At 71.8% G+C, this 20830-nt stretch carries 18 protein-coding genes and 2 pseudogenes; 8 read left to right on the forward strand and 12 right to left on the reverse strand.

Going from position 1 to position 20830, the window contains the following annotated elements:
- Positions 1-86: 86 nt before the first annotated feature.
- The gene (locus A5680_RS26045; protein ID WP_197281000.1) at positions 87-245 is read right to left on the reverse strand and encodes a hypothetical protein; all 159 of its coding nucleotides are present in this window, start codon (positions 243-245) and stop codon (positions 87-89) included.
- 97 nt (positions 246-342) lie between these two features.
- Positions 343-2442: an ATP-dependent DNA helicase UvrD2 gene (locus tag A5680_RS14480; protein WP_197499794.1), complete on the reverse strand. Its 2100-nt coding sequence runs from the start codon at positions 2440-2442 to the stop codon at positions 343-345.
- Between the two features lie 126 nt (positions 2443-2568).
- Here A5680_RS14480 and mrx1 point away from each other — a divergent pair, with 126 nt between their 5' ends.
- Complete coding sequence (mrx1, locus tag A5680_RS14485; RefSeq protein WP_055398990.1) at positions 2569-2823, forward strand: mycoredoxin Mrx1; 255 nt, start codon at positions 2569-2571, stop codon at positions 2821-2823.
- Positions 2824-2934: 111 nt separating this feature from the next.
- Positions 2935-3555 carry a sensor domain-containing protein gene (locus A5680_RS14490; protein WP_055398992.1) on the forward strand — a complete coding sequence of 207 codons (621 nt, stop codon included), beginning with the start codon at positions 2935-2937 and terminating at the stop codon, positions 3553-3555.
- A 6-nt stretch (positions 3556-3561) separates the two neighbouring features.
- On the opposite strand, the gene nudC is transcribed toward A5680_RS14490, so the two are convergent.
- From nudC to A5680_RS14510, 4 genes are all read right to left on the reverse strand, one after another.
- On the reverse strand, positions 3562-4494 hold the full coding sequence (nudC, locus tag A5680_RS14495; protein WP_067820411.1) for an NAD(+) diphosphatase: 933 nt from the start codon (positions 4492-4494) through the stop codon (positions 3562-3564).
- Positions 4495-4607: 113 nt separating this feature from the next.
- Entirely contained in the window at positions 4608-5678 is a 1071-nt protein-coding gene (locus tag A5680_RS14500; protein ID WP_055398994.1) for a TrkA family potassium uptake protein, read from the reverse strand.
- Positions 5679-5768: 90 nt separating this feature from the next.
- Positions 5769-9047: an ATP-dependent helicase gene (locus A5680_RS14505; protein ID WP_369817940.1), complete on the reverse strand. Its 3279-nt coding sequence runs from the start codon at positions 9045-9047 to the stop codon at positions 5769-5771.
- Positions 9014-12154: an ATP-dependent DNA helicase gene (locus A5680_RS14510; RefSeq protein WP_067820382.1), complete on the reverse strand. Its 3141-nt coding sequence runs from the start codon at positions 12152-12154 to the stop codon at positions 9014-9016. The genes A5680_RS14505 and A5680_RS14510 overlap by 34 nt, the downstream gene beginning before the upstream one ends.
- Before the next feature lie 103 nt (positions 12155-12257).
- Between A5680_RS14510 and A5680_RS14515 the strand changes: the two genes are divergently transcribed.
- From A5680_RS14515 to A5680_RS14525, 3 genes are read left to right on the forward strand one after another with little or no spacing between them, the layout of a single operon-like run.
- Complete coding sequence (locus A5680_RS14515) at positions 12258-12449, forward strand: hypothetical protein (RefSeq protein WP_067820385.1); 192 nt, start codon at positions 12258-12260, stop codon at positions 12447-12449.
- Positions 12450-12466: 17 nt separating this feature from the next.
- Positions 12467-13252 carry an alpha/beta fold hydrolase gene (locus tag A5680_RS14520; RefSeq protein ID WP_067820388.1) on the forward strand — a complete coding sequence of 262 codons (786 nt, stop codon included), beginning with the start codon at positions 12467-12469 and terminating at the stop codon, positions 13250-13252.
- Positions 13253-13254: 2 nt separating this feature from the next.
- Positions 13255-13557 carry an MGMT family protein gene (locus A5680_RS14525; RefSeq protein ID WP_067820391.1) on the forward strand — a complete coding sequence of 101 codons (303 nt, stop codon included), beginning with the start codon at positions 13255-13257 and terminating at the stop codon, positions 13555-13557.
- On the opposite strand, the gene A5680_RS14530 is transcribed toward A5680_RS14525, so the two are convergent.
- From A5680_RS14530 to A5680_RS14540, 3 genes are all read right to left on the reverse strand, one after another.
- Positions 13554-14408, reverse strand: a complete 855-nt coding sequence (locus A5680_RS14530; RefSeq protein ID WP_055399004.1) for a TIGR02569 family protein — start codon at positions 14406-14408, stop codon at positions 13554-13556. The two genes, A5680_RS14525 and A5680_RS14530, sit on opposite strands and share 4 nt — an antisense overlap.
- 36 nt (positions 14409-14444) lie before the next feature.
- A complete protein-coding gene (gene moeZ, locus A5680_RS14535) occupies positions 14445-15635 on the reverse strand; it encodes an adenylyltransferase/sulfurtransferase MoeZ (protein WP_067820394.1) in 1191 nt (396 codons plus the stop codon).
- A 95-nt stretch (positions 15636-15730) separates the two neighbouring features.
- On the reverse strand, positions 15731-16756 hold the full coding sequence (locus tag A5680_RS14540) for a DUF3152 domain-containing protein (protein WP_055399008.1): 1026 nt from the start codon (positions 16754-16756) through the stop codon (positions 15731-15733).
- Between the two features lie 198 nt (positions 16757-16954).
- On the opposite strand from A5680_RS14540, the gene A5680_RS14545 reads away from it, so the two are divergent.
- Positions 16955-17641: a TetR/AcrR family transcriptional regulator gene (locus A5680_RS14545; protein ID WP_067820400.1), complete on the forward strand. Its 687-nt coding sequence runs from the start codon at positions 16955-16957 to the stop codon at positions 17639-17641.
- Here the strand turns inward: A5680_RS14545 and A5680_RS14550 are convergent.
- Positions 17628-17897: a DUF3107 domain-containing protein gene (locus tag A5680_RS14550; protein ID WP_067820414.1), complete on the reverse strand. Its 270-nt coding sequence runs from the start codon at positions 17895-17897 to the stop codon at positions 17628-17630. The genes A5680_RS14545 and A5680_RS14550 overlap by 14 nt on opposite strands.
- Positions 17898-18104: 207 nt before the next feature.
- Here A5680_RS14550 and A5680_RS14555 point away from each other — a divergent pair, with 207 nt between their 5' ends.
- Positions 18105-18812: an MmpS family transport accessory protein gene (locus tag A5680_RS14555; RefSeq protein ID WP_067820402.1), complete on the forward strand. Its 708-nt coding sequence runs from the start codon at positions 18105-18107 to the stop codon at positions 18810-18812.
- A gap of 13 nt (positions 18813-18825) precedes the next feature.
- On the opposite strand, the gene A5680_RS14560 is transcribed toward A5680_RS14555, so the two are convergent.
- Positions 18826-19545: a ferritin-like fold-containing protein gene (locus tag A5680_RS14560; RefSeq protein ID WP_055399014.1), complete on the reverse strand. Its 720-nt coding sequence runs from the start codon at positions 19543-19545 to the stop codon at positions 18826-18828.
- Positions 19546-19800: 255 nt separating this feature from the next.
- On the opposite strand from A5680_RS14560, the pseudogene A5680_RS14565 reads away from it, so the two are divergent.
- Positions 19801-20670: pseudogene (locus A5680_RS14565) on the forward strand (DEAD/DEAH box helicase); the annotation flags it as partial.
- A gap of 51 nt (positions 20671-20721) precedes the next feature.
- Here the strand turns inward: A5680_RS14565 and A5680_RS26295 are convergent.
- Positions 20722-20781: pseudogene (locus A5680_RS26295) on the reverse strand (hypothetical protein); the annotation flags it as partial.
- Positions 20782-20830 lie beyond the last annotated feature (49 nt).

Consider the following 20830-nt stretch of genomic DNA (forward strand, 5'->3'; position numbering starts at 1 on the left):
GTAGCGGGCTTGTGCTGGAGCCCGAAAAAACTGTGGCCACGGATCCTTGACTTCGGGTCCGTGGCCGTTCGGTGAAAACCGGGCTGTCAGGTGGCCATTCGGTGGACCTCGAGTCCCACGGACGCGTTCGTCGCGGCGGCGGCGGCGCGATGCTTCAGCGCGGCCGCCGGCACGGCGGTGTGGGCGGCATGCTTGAGCGCGGCCGCCGCGGCGGCCACGTCCACACCGAACGCGTCGTTGATCATCGTGGCCACCTCCCTTCGTCGTGCCAGAACGCAGCTTCGAGGGTAAACCGTCGCCGACGTCCGAAACAACCGATTTTCTGACCTGCGCGTTTGCGGCTCAGCCCCCGCGCACCAGCTCCAGCACGTCGGGCCCGTACTGCTCCAGCTTGCGGGCGCCGATGCCGGGGATCGCGATCAGCGCGTCCTCGTCGTCGGGGCGCAACTCGGCGATCGCGATCAGCGTGTTGTCGGTGAACACGACGTACGCGGGCACCTTCTGCTCCTTGGCGATGTCGAGCCGCCACGCCTTGAGCCGCAGCAGCAACTCCTCGTCGACGTCGGCGGCACAGGTTTCACAGCGCCGCAGCATCACCGCGGCGGCGGTGGCCAGGTCCTTGTTGCAGATGCGGCAGCGCGCCGCGGCGCCCCGGTTGCGCCGGGCCCGGTTCGGCGCGGCGTCCGCGCGCGCCTGCGGCGCGATGCCGTTGAGGAACCGCGACGGCTTGCGACCCTGCCGCCCGCCCGGGCTGCGGGCCAGCGCCCAACTGAGCGCCAAATGTATTCGCGCCCTGGTGATTCCGACGTAGAGCAGTCGGCGCTCCTCCTCGACGGCCTCGCTCTCCGGCCCGTGCGCCAACGCGTGCGAGATGGGCAGCGTGCCGTCGGCCAGCCCGACCAGGAACACCGCGTCCCACTCCAGCCCCTTGGCGGCGTGCAGCGAGGCCAGCGTGACACCCTGCACCACCGGTGGATGCCGCGCGTCGGCCCGCAACCGGAGTTCGGCTAGCAGTCCCGCGAGGTCAAGCTGCGGGCGCTGGGCCACCTCGTCGTCCACCAACTCGGCCAGCGCGGTCAGCGCCTCCCAGCGCTCGCGGGCGCGGGTGCCGACCGGCGGCTCGGCCGTCAGCCCCAGCGGCTCCAGGACCGCCCGCACGAGTTCGGGCAACGGCCCGTCGGCGCCGCGCTCGGCCGCGCGCTGCAGCGCCAGCAGCGACTGCTTGCTCTCCTGGCGGGTGAAGAACCCCTCGCCGCCGCGGACCTGATACGGGATGCCCGCCTCCGTCAGCGCCTCCTCGTACGCCTCCGACTGCGCGTTGACGCGGTACAGCACGGCGATCTCCGACGGCGGCGTGCCCGCTTCGATCAGGCGGCCGATCGACGCGGCGACGGCCGCGGCCTCGGCCGGTTCGTCGGGATGCTCGTGGAACGACGGCGCCGGCCCGGGTGGGCGCTGTCCCGACAGGTGCAGCTTGCTGCCCGCGACCCGCCCGCGGGCCGCGGCGATCACCTGGTTGGCCAACGACACCACCTGCGGGGTAGAGCGGTAGTCGCGTTCCAGACGCACCACGGTGGCGTCCGGGTACCGCCGCGAGAAGTCGAGCAGGAACCGCGGTGAGGCCCCGGTGAACGAGTAGATGGTCTGGTTGGCGTCGCCGACGACGGTCAGGTCGTCCCGGTCCCCCAGCCACGCCGTCAGCACCCGCTGCTGCAGCGGCGTGACGTCCTGGTATTCGTCGACGACGAAGCAGCGGTAGCGGCCCCGGAATTCGTCGGCCACGGCGGCGTCGTTTTCGATCGCGGCCGCGGTGTGCAGCAGCAGGTCGTCGAAATCGAGCAGCGTCACCGACTCGTCGCGCACCTTCAGGGCTTCGTAGGCGCCGTACACCGTCGCGACCCGCGCGGCATCCAGCGGAATGTCCCGCGCCGCCGCGGCCACGGCGGCGGGGTATTCCTCGGGGCTGATCAGCGACGCTTTGGCCCACTCGATCTCGCCCGCCAGGTCGCGGACGTCGTCGGTGCTGGCATTGATCCGGCAGCGGCTGGCCGCCCGCGCCACCACGGCGAACTTCGTGTCGAGCAGCTGCCAGCCCGTGTCACCGACCACCCGCGGCCAGAAGTACCGCAGTTGCCGGTGCGCCGCCGCGTGAAACGTCAGGGCCTGCACCCCGGCGACGCCGGTGTCCGTGCCCGCGGCCGCGTCCAGCATCCGCAACCGGGACCGCATTTCCCCCGCGGCCCGCTGGGTGAAGGTGACGGCGAGCACCTGCCCGGCGGCCACATGACCGCTGGCCACCAGCTGCGCGATTCGGTGCGTGATGGTGCGGGTCTTGCCCGTGCCGGCGCCCGCGAGCACGCAGACCGGGCCGCGGGGAGCCAGCACGGCGTCGCGCTGCTCGTCGTCCAGCCCGGCGGTCAGGGCGTCCGCGACCATCGGCATGGCGTCCATCTTGGCAGCGGTGGCCGACAAACCGCGTCCCCGCCCAGTGCGCGTCGGCGAGTTGTCGCCGAATGGGTGGGTGCCCGCGGGGCGGAACACAGCTCCGCCCGGCTACGTTTACGAGCTATGAGCAACGCGCCGATCACCGTCTACACGACATCCTGGTGTGGCTACTGCCACCGCCTGATGACCGTGCTGAAGTCCAACGGAATCGCTTACGAGACGGTCGACATCGAACAGGACCCCGCGGCGGCGGAGTTCGTGGGTTCGGTAAACGGCGGCAACCGGACGGTTCCGACGGTGAAGTTCGCCGACGGGTCGACGCTGACCAACCCGAGCGCGGCCGAAGTCAAGGCGAAGCTGGCCCAAGCCGGCGCCTGAGCCGTCGGCCCCGAACGCGCCGACGTTGACCAAGTGCCCCGTCTGCCGCCGGGAGCGGCCCTAACATAAGCGACCATGGCGTCGAGTTTTCGGTCTCTGTGGCGTCTGTGCGTGATCGGCACAGCCGCGGCCACGGTCGCCGTCGCGTCGGCGTGCTCGCACTCGCCGGGCGGCACCGCGGCGACCCCCACCGAACACGCCTACGCCAATTCGCTGATCATCAGCCTTCAAGACGCGCGCCGGATCGCCAATTTTGAAGGGCTGCAACCGTATTCATACGCCGACCGGCACGACCCGCCGCGGGAGACCGTCGGCAACCCGCCGGCCCCATGCCGAGCCGTGGGGGCCACGGACCTCACGTTCGCGGGCGGCTGGAAAGAGTATCGTTCGGTCGCCTACGCCGGTTCGACCGACGACCTGAGGCCGGGCGGCATCGCGCCGATCAACGAGGTGACCAACGCCGTCGTCGTCTACCCCGACGCGGCCGCCGCGCACGGCGCCCTCAACCAGCTGCACGCGACGCTGGACCAGTGTGTGTCCCTGCACCACACCGCCTACGACTTCGCGTTGAACAAGCCGGACACCGCGACCCTGAAGCTCGGCTCCGACGGCTGGATCCACCTCTACACGGTGAAATCCGCGGTGCTGGTGTCCGTCGGCGTGCTGGGCATCGAACCCACCGAGCAGATCGCCAACACCGTCCTGCAGACGGTGACGGACCGCATCAAGTAGCGCCGGTCAGTCGATCTGGGCCCAGGATTCGATGATCACGCGGGCGATCGAGATCGACCCGGGCAGCAGCAGTTTCGACTCCGCCGTGCTGGACCAGTCACCGGCCGCCAGCGCGGTGCGCACCTCGTCGCGGGTGAACCACGCCGCCTCGGCGATCTCCCCGTCGTTGAAGGAGAACTCCTCGGCCGGGTCCGCCACGGCGTGGAAGCCGACCATGAGCGAGCGCGGGAACGGCCACGGCTGGCTGCCCAGGTAGCGCACGTCGCGGACGGTGAGCCCGATCTCCTCGCGGATTTCGCGCGCGACGCAGGCCTCGAACGACTCGCCGGCCTCGACGAATCCGGCCAGCAGCGAGAACATTCGCTCCGGCCAGACGGCCTGACGCGCCAGCACCGCGCGGTCCCCGCCGTCGTGGACCAGGCAGATCACCGCCGGGTCGATGCGCGGGAACTCCTCGTGACCGGTGACCGGATTGACCCGCGCCCAGCCCGCCCGCGCCGGCCGGGTCGGTGACCCGTCGACCGAGCTGAACCGCGCCGAGTCGTGCCAATTGAGCAGCGCGAGCGCCGAGGACACCAGCTGGCCGCTGGTGTCGTCGAGGATCGCGCCGAGGCCGCGCAGGTTCACCACCTCGGCGCGCACGTCCGGGTCCGCCGGCGCCTCGAGCGCGCCGCGGATGGCCCACACGTGGCGGTCATCGGCGAGGCGCCCCAAGAACACCGCGTCGGGCGGCGGCTTGTCGGCCAGCTCGGCCGCGGCGCCGAGCACCACGCGGCCGTCGGCGACGAGCACCTGGTTGCGCTTGTCCACCCGCAACAGCGCCGCGTCGGCCCACCCGGCCGCGGCCGCCTCGACGTCGGTGCGCAGTTGGTCGGCCCGGTCGGCGCCGACGCGCGACAGCAGCGGGACGTCCCGCAGCCGAAAGTCGGCGATCGGAATGGGACCCGATTGATGGCGACCCGCTTCGCCCGGCTCCGCCGCGCTCGCGATCGGAATGGGACCCGATTGATGGCGACCCGCTTCGCCCGGCTCCGCCGCGCTCGCGATCGCCATCAGTGCCCCGCGTGGCGGATGTAGAGCAGCCGGTCGTTGGCCTCGACCGCGTCCACCTCGGGCGCGCCGATGCGCAGCAGGTGGCCGTCGCGCACCACGCCGAGCACGATGTCGCGCAGGTGCCGCGGGGAACCGCCGACCTCGGTCGGCTCCACCTCGCGCTCGGCGATCGCCAGCCCCAGGTCGGGGGTCAGCAGGTCCTCGATCATCTCCACCACGCTGGGCGTGGTGGTGGCGAGCCCGAGCAGCCGACCCGCGGTCGCCGACGAGACCACCACCGAGTCCGCGCCGGATTGCTGCAACAGGTGCTGGTTTTCGGTCTCCCGGATCGAGGCCACGATCTTGGCGTTGGGCGCGAGCTCCCGCGCCGTCAACGTGACCAGCACCGCGGTGTCGTCGCGGCTGGTGGCGACGATGATCGACGCCGCGTGCTGCGCCCCCGCCAGCCGCAGCACGTCGGCCTTGGTGGCGTCGCCATGCACCGTCACCAGGCCGGCGCTCGCGGCGTGCTCGAGGGTGCTGCGCTCGGTGTCGACGACGACGACCTCGCCCTGGGCGGCCTCGTCGCTGAGGATCGCGGCCACCGCCGTTTTGCCCTTGGTGCCGTAGCCGATCACGATCGTGTGGTTGCGCACTCTGCTCCTCCAACGCTGAATCTTCCACCCTTGCCGGGACCGCTCGGAGAGCACTTCGAGGGTCGTGCCGACCAGCACGGCCAGGAACGCGATCCGCAGCGCGGTGAAGATCAACGTGTGCACCAACCGCGCGGTTTCGGTGTACGGGGTGATGTCGCCGTAACCGGTCGTCGACAGGGACACCGCCGAGAAGTACACGCAGTCCAGGAAGGTCAGCGGCTGGCCCCGCACGTCGCGATATCCGTTGCGGTCCGCGTAGACGATGACTGCCGCGGCGAACAACACCACCAGCGCGATGGCGACGCGGCGGGTGATGACGCGAATGGGGCTGGCGTGATCCTCGGGGATGCGCACCACGCCGACCAACTGGTGGCCTCGCTGGGCGGTGAGCGTTTCGTCCAGACCGCTCAGTTGCCGGGACCTACCGTTGCGCACGGCGGTCCGTCATCGGCTCGACGCCGGCGCAGGTGAGAGGCACGACTCCATGTAACCACGATCGCCCCGCCCGTACTCGGGCAGCGCAGGTCAGCCGGCGGCGGAGCCCGCCAGCAATCCGGCCAGTTCGGCGGGCGCGGGCAGATCGTCCGGGGCGATCGTGGTGCGGGCACGCACGTAATAGAAGGCCGTGCGCACCGACGACTCCTCGACGCCGGACAACGCGGCCCACGCCAGGCGGTAGACGGCGAGCTGGACGGCCGCCTGGCGCATGGCTTCCGGCCCCCTCGGCGGTTCGCCCGTCTTCCAGTCGACGACGGTGGCGCCGCCGTCGGGGTCGGCGAAGACCGCGTCGATGCGGCCCCGGACCAGCGTGTCGCCGATCGGCATTTCGAAGGGCACCTCGACGGCGATCGGTGTGCGGGCCGCCCACGGCGATGCGGTGAAGGCCGCCTGCAACGCCGCCAATTCCCGGGTGTCGCCGACGTCGGAGTCCGCCGCGCCGGGCAGGTCCGCGAGGTCGAACAGACCCTCTGCCCCGTAGAACCGCTGCACCCAGGCGTGAAAGGCGTTGCCCAGCAACGCGTGCGGATCCGGTCGGGTCGGCAGCCGATGCCTCAGCCGCTGCGCGGCGCCCGCGGGGTCGCGTGCCAGGTCCACCAGACCGCTGACCGACAGCTGGCCGGGCAGCGCGGCGGTGGGCGGCTGCGCCAGCCGCGCGCGCTCGGCGAGCAGGGCGTCGACGTCGGCGGCCCAGCCCTCGATGTCGGCGCCGTCGGCGACCGCGTCGCCCGCCATCGCCCGGGCCACCAGCGCCGCGCCGCGCTCGACCTCGGCGCGCCTCGCGGTCAACGGATCGGCCGGCCACATCGCCTCTACCACGTTGTCGCGCAACGGATTCCGGTCGCCGTCCGCCGGTGCGGGCGCCCACTGATCCACCACCCCGCAGGGCTCCCCGGCCGCGGCCGAACGGTCGATGACGTCCTTGATCTCGCACAGAAAGTCGGAGGGGCCGCGCGGTTTCATCCCGGTGGCCCCCCAGTGGTGACCCGACACCAGCAGGGTGTCCTCGGCCCGGGTGATGGCGACGTACAGCAGCCGGCGCTCCTCGTCGATGCGCCGCTGGTCCAGCTGGCGGCGATGCTCGGAGATCTTGTCGGACAGCTGCTTTCGATTGGTGACGTCCGAGGTGTCCAGCACCGGGACGCCCAGCGCGCCGGCACTGTCGCCCCGCAGCAGCGGCGGCAACTCGGACGCGTCGGTGAGCCAGGTGCTCCGGGACGCGGTCGACGGAAAGATTCCGCCCGACAGGTGGGCCACCGCCACCACCTGCCACTCCAACCCCTTCGCGGAGTGCACCGTCAGCACCTGGACGCGGTCGCGCGCGGGCGCCAACGGCGCCGGCGGCAAGCCGTTTTCGACGGACTCCGCCACCTCCAGGTACGCCAGCAGGCCCGCCACCGAGGCCGTGCGGTCGGTCACGGTGGCGTCGGCGCGTTCGGCGTAGCCGGCGACGACGTCGGCGAAGGCGTCGAGGTGTTCGGTGCCGCTCCAACCCGCGTGCACTCCCGCCGCGGCGCGGACGTCGCAGTCGACGCCCAGCACGCGGCGCACCTCGGCCACCAGGTCGGGCAGGGAGTGGCCCAACTGGCCACGCAGATAACGTAATTCGGCGGCCAGGGCGGTCACGCGCCGATATCCCGCCGCCGAGTACCCGTCGGCCGGGCCAGGATCGGCGATGGCGTCGGCCAGGCACGCCGAGTCGGTGTCCGGGCCGGCGGCGGCCGCGATCGATTCCGGCGAGGACGCCGCAGCCGCACCCAGCCCCTCGCCGAGTGTGCGGGCGCGTCGCCACAGCGCGGCGATGTCGCGACCGCCCAGGCGCCACCGCGGACCCGTGAGCACCCGCATCGCCGCCGCGCCCGCGGTCGGGTCGGCGACGAGTCGCAGCATGGCGACCACGTCGGCGACCTCCGGGACCGACAGCAGCCCGGCCAACCCGACGACCTCCACCGGGACGCCCCGGGCGCGCAGGGCATCGGCTATGGGGGCGGCATCGGCGTTGCGGCGCACCAGCACCGCGGCCGTCGGCGGGCTCGTCCCGTCGGCCCGCCGGTATCGCGCGGCGAGTTCGTCGGCGATCCACTCCCGCTCGGCCTGCACGTCGTGGAGCAGGGCGCACCGGACGGTGCCGGGCGGGGCGTCCGGGCGCGGCCGCAGCGCGTGCACGGCGACCGACCGGCGGCGCGCCTCCGCCGATATCGCGTTGGCCAGCCGCAGGGTTCGCGGCGGGTTGCGCCAGCTGGTCCGCAGCTCCAGGACCGGCGCGGGCGAGCCGTCGCACAGGGGGAAGTCGGTGGTGAAGCGCGGCAGGTTCGTCGCGGAGGCGCCGCGCCAGCCGTAGATCGACTGAATCGGGTCGCCGACGGCCGTCAGGGCCAGCCCGTCGTCGACACCACCGCCGAACAGGGCCGACAGCGCGACCCGTTGGGCGTGCCCGGTGTCCTGGTACTCGTCGAGCAGCACCACCCGGTAGCGGCCGCGCAGGTCTTGGCCGACCTGCGGGAAGCCCGCCGCCAGCCTTGCGGCACAGGCCATCTGCACGCCGAAGTCCATCGCCTTCGCGGCGCGCATGCGCTCGTTCAGGGCGTCGAGCAGCGGCACCAGCTCGGCGCGCTGGGTCTGGGTGGCCAGCAGGCGCAGCAGCCATTGGCTGGGCCCGCGGTCGCGCTGATAGGGGCCGGCCGGCAGGGCGTGGATCAGCCGCTCCAGCTCCACGTGGGTATCGCCGAGCTGGCGGGTGTCCACCAGGTGTTCGGCCAGCTGGGCCCACAACCGCAGCACCATCGACGTCACCGCGGCCGGGGTCTTGTCGGTGCGCAGCTCCCCGCGGTGACGGCACACCACGTCGAACGCCAGCTGCCACAGCTCGGTCTCGCCGAGCAGCCGGGTGTCGGGCTCGATGGGCAACAGCAGCCCGTAGTCGCGGATCAACGAACCGGCGAACGCGTGGTAGGTGCTGACCGCCGGGGCGCCCGCGGGCTCCCCGGCGCCGAGGCCGACACCCGCCAACCGCGCCAGCCGGGACCGGACCCGGCGCAGCAGCTGACCGGCGGCCTTGCGGGTGAACGTCAACCCCAACACCTGGCCGGGTTCGGCGTAACCGTTGGCGACGAGCCACACCACCCGGGCCGCCATCGTTTCGGTCTTGCCGGCGCCGGCGCCCGCGATGACGACCAAAGGCCCGGGCGGGGCCGCGATGACCGCGGCCTGCTCGTCGGTCGGCGGGAAAAGCCCCAGCGCGCAAGCCAATTCGCCCGGGCTGTAGCGCGGATTCACTGCGCCACCCCGTTGGCGTGGGCGGGGCACGAGGGCCGGACGGGACAGTGCGCGCAACCGTCGTTGCGCCGGGCGATGAACCGCGGCCCGGCGGTCGCGGCCGCCGCGCGGCGGACCAGCTGGCGCCATTCCTCGCGGGCGGCCGGCGTCAGCGGATCCTGTTCGCGTTCCGTGGCGCCCGACGCCCCGGCCTTGCCGACATAGACCAGCCGCGCGCCGCCCGGCTCCGCGTCGGCCGGCTCACCGGACACCATGCCTTCGGCCACCGCCAGCTGATACAGCGCCAACTGGGCGTGTTGTTGGGCATCGTCCTTGCTGACCGGCGTCTTGCCGGTCTTGATGTCGACGACCACCAGCCGGCCGGCGGCATCGCGCTCCAGCCGGTCGACCCGGCCGTGCAGCCGGATCTCGCCTCCGCCCTCGCCGGACGCCGCCAGCGTTCCGTCGATCTCCACCTCGACGCCGACCTCGGTCAGCGCGTCGCGGGTCTGCGCCCGCCATTCGATGAACGCCTCGATCATCGCGCGGTGGCGCGCCAGCTCGTTGGCCGAATGCCACTCGGCCTCGAACGGCAGGTGCCGCCACGCGCGGTTCAGGCCGGCCAGCAATTCCGGCTCGCTGCTGTGCGGTTCGGCGACCAGGGCGTGCAGCACCGAACCGATGGTGGAACGCAGATCCCGCGGGTTGGTGCCCCCGTGCCGTTCGGCCAGCCAGCGCAGCGGGCAGTCGTTGAGCGTCTGCAGCGTGGACGGCGTCAGGGTGACGGCATCGCCGTCGCCGCGCAGCGGCTCGGTGGTGCTGACCGGAAGCAGGCCGTGCCAGCCGGCCGGATCGGCGCCCGGGACGCCGGCCTGGGCCAGCCGCGCCAATTGCGTTGCCGCGCATGCCCGGACGGCGTCCTCGACCGCGCCGTCGGGCGCGCACACCACGGCGCGCAGCCGGCCCACCAGGGCCGGCGCGGACAGCACCCGGGGCGCCGAGAGCGGTTGCGCCGCAGCGAGATCGCCGTCGTCGGTCCACGCCGCGAGCTCGTAGCAGAACGACGACGGCAGCGCGGCCTGGTCGTCCGCAGCGCCCGCGTCGCTGTCCACGGCGGTCACCAGCAGTCGGCGGCGGGCGCGGCCCATGGCCGCCACCAGCAGCCGTCGCTCCTCGGCCAGCAGCGGAGCTCGCACCGACGCCTCCTCGGCGACGCCGTCCAGCACGTCCAGCAGCCGCTGGGTGCCCAGCACGCCGCCGCGCGGAACCGTGTTGGGCCACAACCCCTCCTGCACCCCGGCGATGACCACGACGTCCCATTCGTGCCCCAGGGCGGCGTGCGCGCTGAGCACCCGCACCTGCTCGACGGCCGCCATCGGCTCCTGTTGTGCGCTCGGCAGGTGCAGCGCGCCAACGTGGTCGACGAGCCCGCGCAGCGACGCGCCCGAGGTGCGGGACACGTACTGATCGGTGATGTCGAACAACGCCGTCACCGCCTCCAGGTCCCGGGTGGCCTGGGCGCCGGCGGGCCCGCCCCGCTCGGCGGCCGACAACCAGCGGCGCTGCAGGCCGGACCGCTGCCACGCGGCCCACAAGGTGTAGCGCGGGTCTTGGCCGTCCCGGTGGCAGCGCGCGGCCGCCTCCAGCACCGCGCGCACCCGCTGCACCGGGCGGAACTGCGGCCCCGCCGGCGGTGCGTCACCGGTCAGCGCGTCCACCAACAGATCCGCCACGTCGTCCGACGGGCGATCGGCGTTGGCGCGCAGCAGCGTTCGGCGCAGCTGCCGCAGCGCGACCGGGTCGACGCGCCCGATCGGGCCTGTTAGCAGCGCCAGCGCCCGTTCGCCGTCGAGCCCGTCGGCGGTGACCGACAGGACGGTGAGCAGCGCCCGGGCCGCGGGCTCGTCGGACGGCGACCCGCCCGCCGCCGGCGGGGCCACCGGCACGCCCGCGGCGGCCAGCGCGCGCGGCAATCGCGCGCCGGCCCGTGGCACCGACCGGACGATGACCGCCATCTGTGACCACGGCACACCGTCGACCAGGTGCGCACGCCGCAGCGCGTCGGCGATCACCTCCGCCTCCGCGTGCGCCGATGCGGCCAGGCGGACCGCGACCGATCCCTCCTCGGGCCCGGTGCCCTCGATGCGCCTGCCGCCGCTGCCGCCGGGCAGTCGGTGCGCGATGCCGCTGACGGCGCGCGCCACCGCGGGGGCGCAGCGGTGCGACACCGTCAGCGTCACCGAGGGCGAGTCCTCGTCCAACAGCCCGGCGGATTCGCCGCCGCGGAAGCCGAACACCGCCTGGTTGGGGTCGCCCGCGATGACGGCCAGCTCGGCGCCCGCCGCCAGCACCCGGACGAGTCGGGCCGCCTGCGGGTCGAGCTGCTGGGCGTCGTCGACCAACAGGACACGCACCCGGCCCCGCTCGGCGGCCAACAGCTCGGGGTCCGTCGCGAAGGCCTCCAGCGCGGCGCCCACCAGTTCGGCGGCGCCCAGCGCGGGCGTCGTCGCCTGGGGTGCCGCCGTCCCCACCGCCGCCCGCAGCAGCATCACCTGCTCGTACTGGCGGGCAAACTGGCCGGCGGCGGTCCATTCCGGTCGCCGGCACCGACGGCCCAGCCGCTCCAGTTCCTGCGGGTCCACCCCGCGTTCGGCGCAGCGCGCCAACAGGTTTCGCAGTTCGGTGGCGAAACCCGCGGTGGCCAGCGCGGGCCGCAGATCCGCGGGCCACGCCGCGGCCGCGCGCGGCCCGTCCTCGAGGTCACCGGCCAGCAGTTCCCGGATGATGGCGTCCTGCTCGGCGCTGGTGACCAGCCGCGGCGGCGCATCCCCGGCCCGCTCGGCGGCCCGCCGCAACACCGCGTAGGCGTAGCCGTGCACGGTCCGAACCAACGGTTCGCGAACGGCGGCCCGGCACGGCCCGGCGCTGCGCGGCCGCAACAGCGCCGTCGTCAACGCGCTGCGCGCCCGCATCCCCAGCCGGCCGGAACCGCTAAGCAGCAGAACCGATTCCGGGTCGAGGCCGGCGTCGATCTGGGTGACCGCGGCCGCCACCAACCGGCTGCTCTTGCCCGTGCCGGGGCCGCCCAGCACCCGGACCGGCCCGCGCGCGCCGGGCGCCAGCAGAGCCAACGCCTCGGTGTCCCAGGTGAACGACATGGCTGCATGCAACCACCAGGGTCCGACAAGTCGGCCCGACCGGCGGCGCCGCCGGCCCCTACGATGGAGCCGCGAGCAGCCGACCAATGGAGGGTAGGTAACCGTGACGGACTTTCCCGACGACGAAGCGCCCGAGGGCGACGCCGCGGAACAACTGCAACCCGTCGACGCCGACGACGAAGCCGGCTTGGACATCGACTATCTGACCGCCGCCGACCGGGAGGCCAACGAGGCCGACGTGATCGAGCAGGCCTACGTCGTTCCCACCGAGGACGACTGGGACGACGACCGCTGAGCCGGCACGATCGACCCGTGACCGCCACCCTCCACGTGCACCGCTACGGCCCGCCGAATCCGGTCCGGGTGCTGGCGCTGCACGGGCTGACCGGCCACGGGCAGCGCTGGCAGCAGCTGGCCGGCCTGCTGCCCGAAATCCCCTTCGCTGCACCGGATCTGATCGGCCATGGCCGGTCGTCGTGGGCGGCGCCGTGGACCATCGACGCCAACGTCGCCGCCATGGCCGCGCTGCTCGACGGCGAAGCCGGCCCGCCGGTGTTGATCGTCGGGCACTCGTTCGGCGGGGCGCTCGCCATGCAGCTGGCCGCGGCGCGCCCGGACCGGGTGGCGGCGCTGCTGCTGCTGGACCCGGCGGTCGGATTGGACGGCGAGTGGATGCGCGAGATCGCCGAGGCGATGCTGTCCTCGCCCGACTACCCCGACGCGCAGGAGGCGCGCCTGGAGAAGGTGCACGGGTCGTGGTCCGACGTCGACCCCGCGCTGCTGGACGCCGAGCTCGACGAGCACCTGATCGCGCTGCCGAGCGGCCGGTACGGCTGGCGCGTCAGCCTGCCGGCGATGATGGCGTACTGGAGCGAGCTGGCCCGCGACGCGGTGCTCCCCCCGGCCGGGACGCCGACGGTGCTGGTGCGCGCGAAGCGCACCTCGCCGCCGTATGTCCGCGACGAACTCGTCGCGGCGCTGCAGCAACGGTTGGGGTCCGACTTCCGGCTGCTGGATTTCGACTGCAACCACATGGTGCCCTACGCCGCGGCGGCCGACGTCGCCGCGCTGACGCGCGAATTGCTGGAAGCCCGCTGATCGTGGCGCCGGTGACCGACGAGCAGGTCGAGCGGGTGCGCGCGCTGGTCGCGGCCATTCCGGCCGGCCGGGTCGCCACCTACGGCGACATCGCCTCTGTCGCAGGGCTTTCCAGCCCGCGCATCGTCGGCTGGATCATGCGGACCGACTCCTCGGACCTGCCCTGGCACCGGGTGATCACCGCCTCGGGGCGCCCCGCGCGTCATCTGACCACCCGGCAGCTGGAGCTGCTGCGGGCCGAGGGGATCCTGGCCACCGACGGCAAGATCGCGCTGGGTGAGGTCCGCTACGACTTCCGGCGCTAGAGCACCAGGCGGACCAGCGCCGCGGTGCGGGCGAGGCCGGGAAACGCCTCGGCCGTCGACCGCGGGTGCAGCGCATGGACCGCCAGGCGAAACATCAAGGCGCGCAACAACATCTGCGGCCACTCGGGCAACGCACTCCAGCGTTCGATGAGTCCGTCGTCGGCCTCGCCCCAGGACAGGGCGTCGACGACGACGACCCCGGCCGCCCACGACGCGGGCCGCCAGTAGGGGGTGATGTCGGTGATCCCCGGGGCGGCGGTGCCGACGAAAAGCACTGTGCCGTAAAGGTCCCCGTGCACCAGCTGGTTGGGACTCTTGGTCGGCCTGCGCAGCGTGGCCAGCTGGTTGATCAGCTCCACCGACCGCTCGGCGTCGGCCGTCGGCGGGGCCGTCCGGGCGCCCGGCGGCACCGAGGCCAGCGGCCGCTCCTCCCACGCGGCGCGGTCGGCGGCGATGAAGATGTCCACGTCTCCCCAGGGCGCGGTGGGGCCCTGGGTCAGGAATCGGGGGCGTTCCAGTTTGCCGGTCGCCTCGTGCAGCCGCACCGCCGCCGAGACCACTTCGTCATGCCGGGGTTCGGGTGTGCCCGCGACGAAGGTGTCCGCCCGCCACCCGGAAACCACGTACCGCCCGTCCGTCGAGCGGACCGGTCGGGCCAGCCGGACGCCGTCGACGAACAACGTCTCGCGCACCCGGGCCGACCATGCCGCCCGGGCGTGGTCGGCCACCAGCGAAAGAACGACTTCGCCGCAGCGCCAGCCGCCCTCCCAGCTGGCCCCCAGATAGACGGGCTGCACGCCGGTCAAGCCAAACGCCGCCAGCACATGCTCCGGCGGTGGCTCGACATTCACACCGGTACTCTAAACGAGTCCAACAAGCGTTCCGGGTCAGTACATCACCATGTCGGGTTGCATCTGCTGCGCCCACGCCACGATCCCGCCCTGCAGATGCACCGCATCGGCGAATCCGGCCTTGCGCACCACCGCCAGCGCCTCGGCCGAGCGCACCCCCGTCTTGCAGTAGAGCACCGGCGTGCGGTCGTGCGGCAGTTTTGCCAGGCCCTCACCGGAATTGATCGACGACTGCGGGATCAGCCGGGCCCCGTCGATGTGGTTGATCTCCCATTCGACCGGCTCGCGGACGTCGATCAGCGCCAGCTTCTTGCCCGAGTCCAGCATGTCGCGCAATTCCCGCGGGGTGATCGCGGATCCGGTGACGCCCTGGTCGTCGGGGGCCGCGCCGCAGTACTGCTCGTAGTCGATCAGCCCGGTGATCTTCGGTCGCAAGGCGTCATCGGGTTCCCGGCGGATCGCGATGGTGCGGTAGGACATCTCCAGCGCGTCGTAGATCAGCAGCCGGCCCAGCAGCGACTCGCCGATGCCGGTGATGAGCTTGATCGCCTCGGTGCCCATCACCGACGCGATGGACGCGCAGACGATGCCCAGCACGCCGCCCTCGGCGCACGACGGGACCGTGCCGGGCGGCGGCGGCTCCGGATACAGGTCGCGATAGTTGAGGCCCCGCCCGCCGGGGGCGTCCTCCCAGAACACCGAGGCCTGGCCCTCGAAGCGGTAGATCGACCCCCACACGTAGGGCTTGCCGGCCAGCACGGCCGCGTCGTTGACGAGATACCGGGTGGCGAAGTTGTCGGTGCCGTCCACGATCAGGTCGTACTGCCCGAACAGCTCGACGGCGTTGCTGGAGTCCAGCCGGAACTCGTGCAACCGCACGGTGACCAGCGGGTTGATCGCGGCGATCGACTCGCGCGCCGACCGGGCCTTGGACCGCCCGACGTCGGCCACGCCGTGGATGATCTGGCGCTGCAGGTTGGACTCGTCGACGACGTCGAAGTCGATGATGCCGAGCGTCCCGACGCCCGCCGCGGCCAGGTAGAGCAGCGTCGGCGCGCCCAGCCCACCGGCGCCGATCACCAGCACGCGCGCGTTCTTGAGCCGCTTCTGCCCGTCGACGCCCAGGTCGGGGATGATCAGGTGGCGGCTGTAGCGGGCCACCTCATCGCGCGTCAGCTGGTCTGCCGGCGCCACCAGGGGCGGCAGCGCTGTCTGGGAACTCGACACGCCCGAACATCTCCTCGGTCTCGCGTTGCGGTTCGTCGTCCATATCCATCACAGCAGCAGCCGCAGTGGACGGCAATGAATTCAACTGGCCGCGGTCAGGCGATCGGGAACGGCCACGGATTGAACCGGCAGGTCTTTCCGTCGGCCTTGACGAAATCCGGGTCGAACTTGGCGGCGTCGTCGTTCGACGTGGAGAACGTCTGCTGCATCATCACCGGCGCCAGGGCGCCCTGCTGCTCGCACGGCTCGTGGCGGACGTACCCGATGGCGTGCCCCACCTCGTGGTTGATCACGTACTGCCGATAGGAACCGACGTCACCCTCGAACGGCACGGCTCCACGCACCCAGCGGGCCTCGTTGATGAAGACCCGCGACTCGCGGTCCGGCCCGTAAACCGGGTTGTAGCAGGAGGTTTCGAGCCGGAATTCGTAGCCGCAGCCACCTCGCACCGTCACCGGGGACACCAGCGAGATGCGGAAGTCGGGCTTGCCGTTATCGATCCGGACGAACGCGAATTGCGGGTTGTGCGTCCAGCCCTTGGGGTTGCCGAGCGTCTGGTCGACCATCTCGGCGAACGCCTCGTCGCCGCCGAACATCGTGGGGTCGATGCCGTTTTCCACCTCGACGGTGTACCGGAACACCTTGACGGTGCCCTGGCCGATCTGCGGCGTGGTGCCCGGCACGATGTGCCACGTCTTGTCGCCCGCCTCGGTGAACGGGCCGCCGTCGGGCAGCGTCCCGGCCGGCAGGTTGGCGTCGAATGCGGCAAGCCCACGCGGTGGCGCGTCGATGATCGAAGTGCCGACCGCGTCGATCGCCTGCGGGCTCTGAATGGGCTGACTCGCCGTCGGCTTGGTCACGGTGGTGCCGGTGACGGTCTGGTAGACGACCACCACGGTGAGCGCCACCAAGGCCGGCAGCGCGTAGGCGCGCCAGCCGTAGGTGGACACGAACCGCCCCAGCCGCGTCTGCTTGCGCCACTGGTTCGGCCGCTCCCGGCCGGCGCGGGTGCGTCCGGCGTCGCGGGCGATCGGGTCGCGCAGGGCCCGCAGCGGTTCGCGCCACTCGTCGCGCAGCACCGGGACGCGACCGGTGCCGCGTGAAGGCCGCTGGGACGTCATTTCCCCAGGATTACACAGTCATCCGGCGGGCCCGTCCGTGGCGCGCCCGAATGCGCCGCACGACACCACTTCTGCCAGCGACGACGGCGGCAACGCCGATCAACCGAACCACATGGGTAGTAAGGTCTGTGCCACGAGCCGCGCGCGGCTGGCGCAGTATGCCGGCGGCCGGTTGCCCACACATCAGATGAGGACTCGATGAGCGAACTCGCCAAACCCGCGGCGCGGCGCGCCGTCAGGTCGGCCGACCGCGCTCGGCCGGGGGACGGCGTCGCGGCTTCGAGCCGGCGCGGCAACCGGTTGCCCCGGGACGAGCGCCGCGGGCAGCTGCTCATCGTCGCCAGCGACGTCTTCGTCGATCGCGGCTACCACGCCGCCGGCATGGACGAGATCGCCGAACGGGCCGGTGTCAGCAAACCCGTTCTGTATCAACACTTTTCGAGCAAACTCGAGCTGTACCTGGCGGTGCTCGCCCGGCACGTCGAGAACCTGGTCTCGGGCGTGCAGCAGGCGTTGAACACCACCACCGACAACCGCAGGCGGTTGCACGCGGCGGTCCAGGCGTTCTTCGACTTCATCGAGCACGACAGCCAGGGTTACCGGCTGATCTTCGAAAACGATTACGTCACCGAGCCGGAGGTGGCCGCGCAGGTGCGCGTCGCCACCGAATCGTGCATCGACGCCGTATTCGCCTTGATCAGCGAGGATTCGGGGCTCGATCCGCATCGCGCCCGGATGATCGCCGTGGGGCTGGTCGGCGTCAGCGTCGACTGCGCCCGCTACTGGCTCGACTCCGACCGCCCGATCTCCAAGGCGGACGCCGTCGAGGGCACCGTCCAGTTCGCCTGGGGCGGGCTGTCACACGTGCCGCTTACTCGCCTTTAGCGCCCTTGCCGGTGAGTTTGGGCAGTTCGGCGCCGATGCCGAAGCCGACCCGGCGCGCGTCGGCCGGACCGATCTCGACGTAGGCGATCTTGCTGGTGTGCACCAGGAACCGGCGTCCCCGCTCGTCGGTCAGCCTCAGCAGGCCCGATCCCTCGCTCAGCGCGGCGCTGACGAGCTCTTCGACTTCGGCCGGCGTCTGCGCGCTGGAGAGCACCAGCTCACGCGGACTGTCCGTAATACCGATCTTGACCTCCACGGTCACCCCTTTCCGTTGGTATTGAAGTCGACAGACCTGTCAGCTGCAGGCTAGTGGACGGTGCGGGCCCGCATCGGCCACGGCCCCCGCCGCGCGCTTCGCGCTGAGCGAAACGCCGGTCGCGAACGGATAACGATTCGCTTGCAGCTCGTCTCGGAGCCGGGTCCCAAGCCCGATCCGTGTTTTCTCATCGCTAACTTCGGCCCCATGGGTACCACACTGGCCGATCTCGACGAGGTGCGGGATTACCCCGACGACCAGACCGATGAGCTTTACCGTGCCGGCGCCTTGCCCGAGGGCGACTACAGCTGGACCGGCTGGCCGGCCGAGCTGCGCTGGCGTCCGCTCACGGCGATCCTGGGCGCCGTCGTGGCCGTCGGCGCGATCGCGACCGCCGTCATCATCAACAGCGGCGACAGCGCCACCACCAAGGCAACGGTGGCGCCGGCGCCCCAGCCGGTGACGTCCGCGCCGGCGACGACGAGGAGCTCCGCCCCGCCGAGCGCGCAGCCCAGCCCATCCCAATTGCCACCCGAGACGGTCACCACCGTGACCACGCCGAGCGCCTCGCCGACCCTGCCGACGGCGACGCCCACCGCCGCTCCACCCCTGACGCTGACGCCCCCGCCGCCGGCCGCGCTGAACCCGCGCACCGTCGTCTACAGCGTGACGGGCACCAAGCAGCTGCTGGACCTGGTGAACATCGTCTACACCGACGGGCAGGGCTACTCGCAGACCGAGTTCAACGTGTCGCTGCCGTGGACCAAGGCGGTCATCCTGAACCCCGGCGTGCAAACCCCGTCGGTGGTCGCGACCAGCTTCTACGGCCAGCTCAACTGCTCGATCGTCAACGCCGCCGGTCAGCTGGTGGCCGCGTCGACCACGAACTCGAGCCTGGCGACCTGCCGGCGCTGAGTCCGATGGGTCGTCAGCTCAGGCCCAGCTCCTGCATCCGCCGGTCGTGGGTGTGCTGCAGCCGGTCGAAGAACGCGCTGAGCTGACCCAGGCTGCCCGCTCCCGACACCACGAGGTCGACCAGCTCGTCGTGGTCGGCCAGCAGGAACTGGGCCTGGGTGATCGCCTCACCGAACAGGCGACGCGACCACAGCGCCAGCCGGCTGCGCTGCTTGCCGCTGGCGGTCACCGCGGCGCGCACCTCGGCGACGACGAACTGTGAGTGCCCGGTCTCCGACAGCGCCGCGCGGACCACGTGGGCGATCTCGTCGGGCAGGCCGTCGGCGATCTCCAGGTACAGATCGGCGGCCAGCGCGTCGCCGACGTAGGTCTTCACCAGGGCCTCCAGCCACGTGCTGGGCATCGTCAGCCGGTGGTAGTTCTCCAGCGCCGAGACGTACTTCGACATGGCCGACACCACGTCGACGCCCCGGCTTTCCAGCGCGTCGCGCAGCAGCTCGTAGTGCTGCATCTCGGCGGCGGCCATGCTCGCCATCGAAATCCGTCCGCGCAGGTCAGGAGCCATCCGCGCCTCGTCGGTTAGCCGGTAGAACGCGGCGATCTCGCCGTAGGCCAAGACCGCGAACAACTCGTTGACGCCCGGGTGGTCGGCCGACAGCCGTGGGGCGGGCGAATCGTCCGCCCGGTCGGCTTCGAGGTCGGCTTCGGAGGGCTCGCAGGAGGGCCGGGTCATGGCAACACTCTAGTCGGCGGACCCGGCGCCAACTGGGTGCCAGCTGTCGACCAGCTATCATGGATGTAGATAGCGGCTGTATTTCTTTTTCCCGAGCCGCTATCGGCGAAATGTGCGTGCACAGCTGGCCCACCCAGATCGAGCAGGGGCCCGCGACTCGGCGACGTATTCGGAGTCGGAACTCGTGCGCGCGTGACCGCGACAGAGAAACACCGACACAAACCGATATGTCACCGAAAGGCTTACTACCCACGCATGAGCGCATTCACCGACACAACTGAAATGACTTTTGCCAATCTCGGCGTTCGCGACGAAATCGTCCGCGCCCTCGCGGAGAAGGGCATCGAGCGTCCCTTCGCGATCCAGGAGCTCACCCTGCCGCTGGCCCTCGCCGGCGACGACCTGATCGGCCAGGCCCGGACCGGCATGGGCAAGACCTTCGCCTTCGGCGTGCCGCTGTTGAACCGCATCACGTCCGGAGCCGGCGTGCGGGAGCTCAACGGCACCCCCCGGGCCCTGATCGTGGTGCCCACCCGTGAGCTGTGCCTGCAGGTCCACGGTGACCTCGCCACCGCGGCGAAGTACCTCAAGGCCGATGGCGACCGTCCGCTGAGCGTCGTCTCGATCTACGGCGGTCGCCCCTACGAGCCGCAGATCGAGGCGCTGCGCGCCGGCGCCGACGTCGTCGTGGGCACCCCCGGCCGGCTGCTCGACCTGGCCCAGCAGGGCCACCTGCAGCTGGGCGGGCTGTCGGTCCTGGTACTCGATGAGGCCGACGAGATGCTCGACCTGGGCTTCCTGCCCGACATCGAGCGCATCCTGCGCCAGATCCCCGAGGACCGGCAATCCATGCTCTTCTCGGCGACCATGCCCGGCCCGATCATCACGCTGGCCCGCACGTTCATGAACCAGCCCACCCACATTCGCGCGGAGGCGCCGCATTCGGCCGCCACGCACGACACCACCGAGCAGTTCGTCTACCGGGCCCACGCGCTGGACAAGGTGGAACTGGTGAGCCGGGTGCTGCAGGCCGAGGGCCGCGGCGCGACGATGATCTTCACCCGCACCAAGCGCACCGCGCAAAAGGTCGCCGACGAACTGGCCGAGCGCGGCTTCAAGGTCGGTGGCGACCAGCACGTCGATGTCGCCGCTGCGGAAGGCCTTGAGCGCCTTCTCGCGGGCGATCTGCCCCAGGTCGCCGTGCACCGCACCGACCTTGAAGCCGCGCTCGGCCAGTTCGTCGGCGACCTTTTGCGCGGTGCGCTTGGTGCGGGTGAAGAGCCCT

This window comes from Mycobacterium sp. E2989 (assembly GCF_001667595.1).
GTDB lineage: Bacteria > Actinomycetota > Actinomycetes > Mycobacteriales > Mycobacteriaceae > Mycobacterium.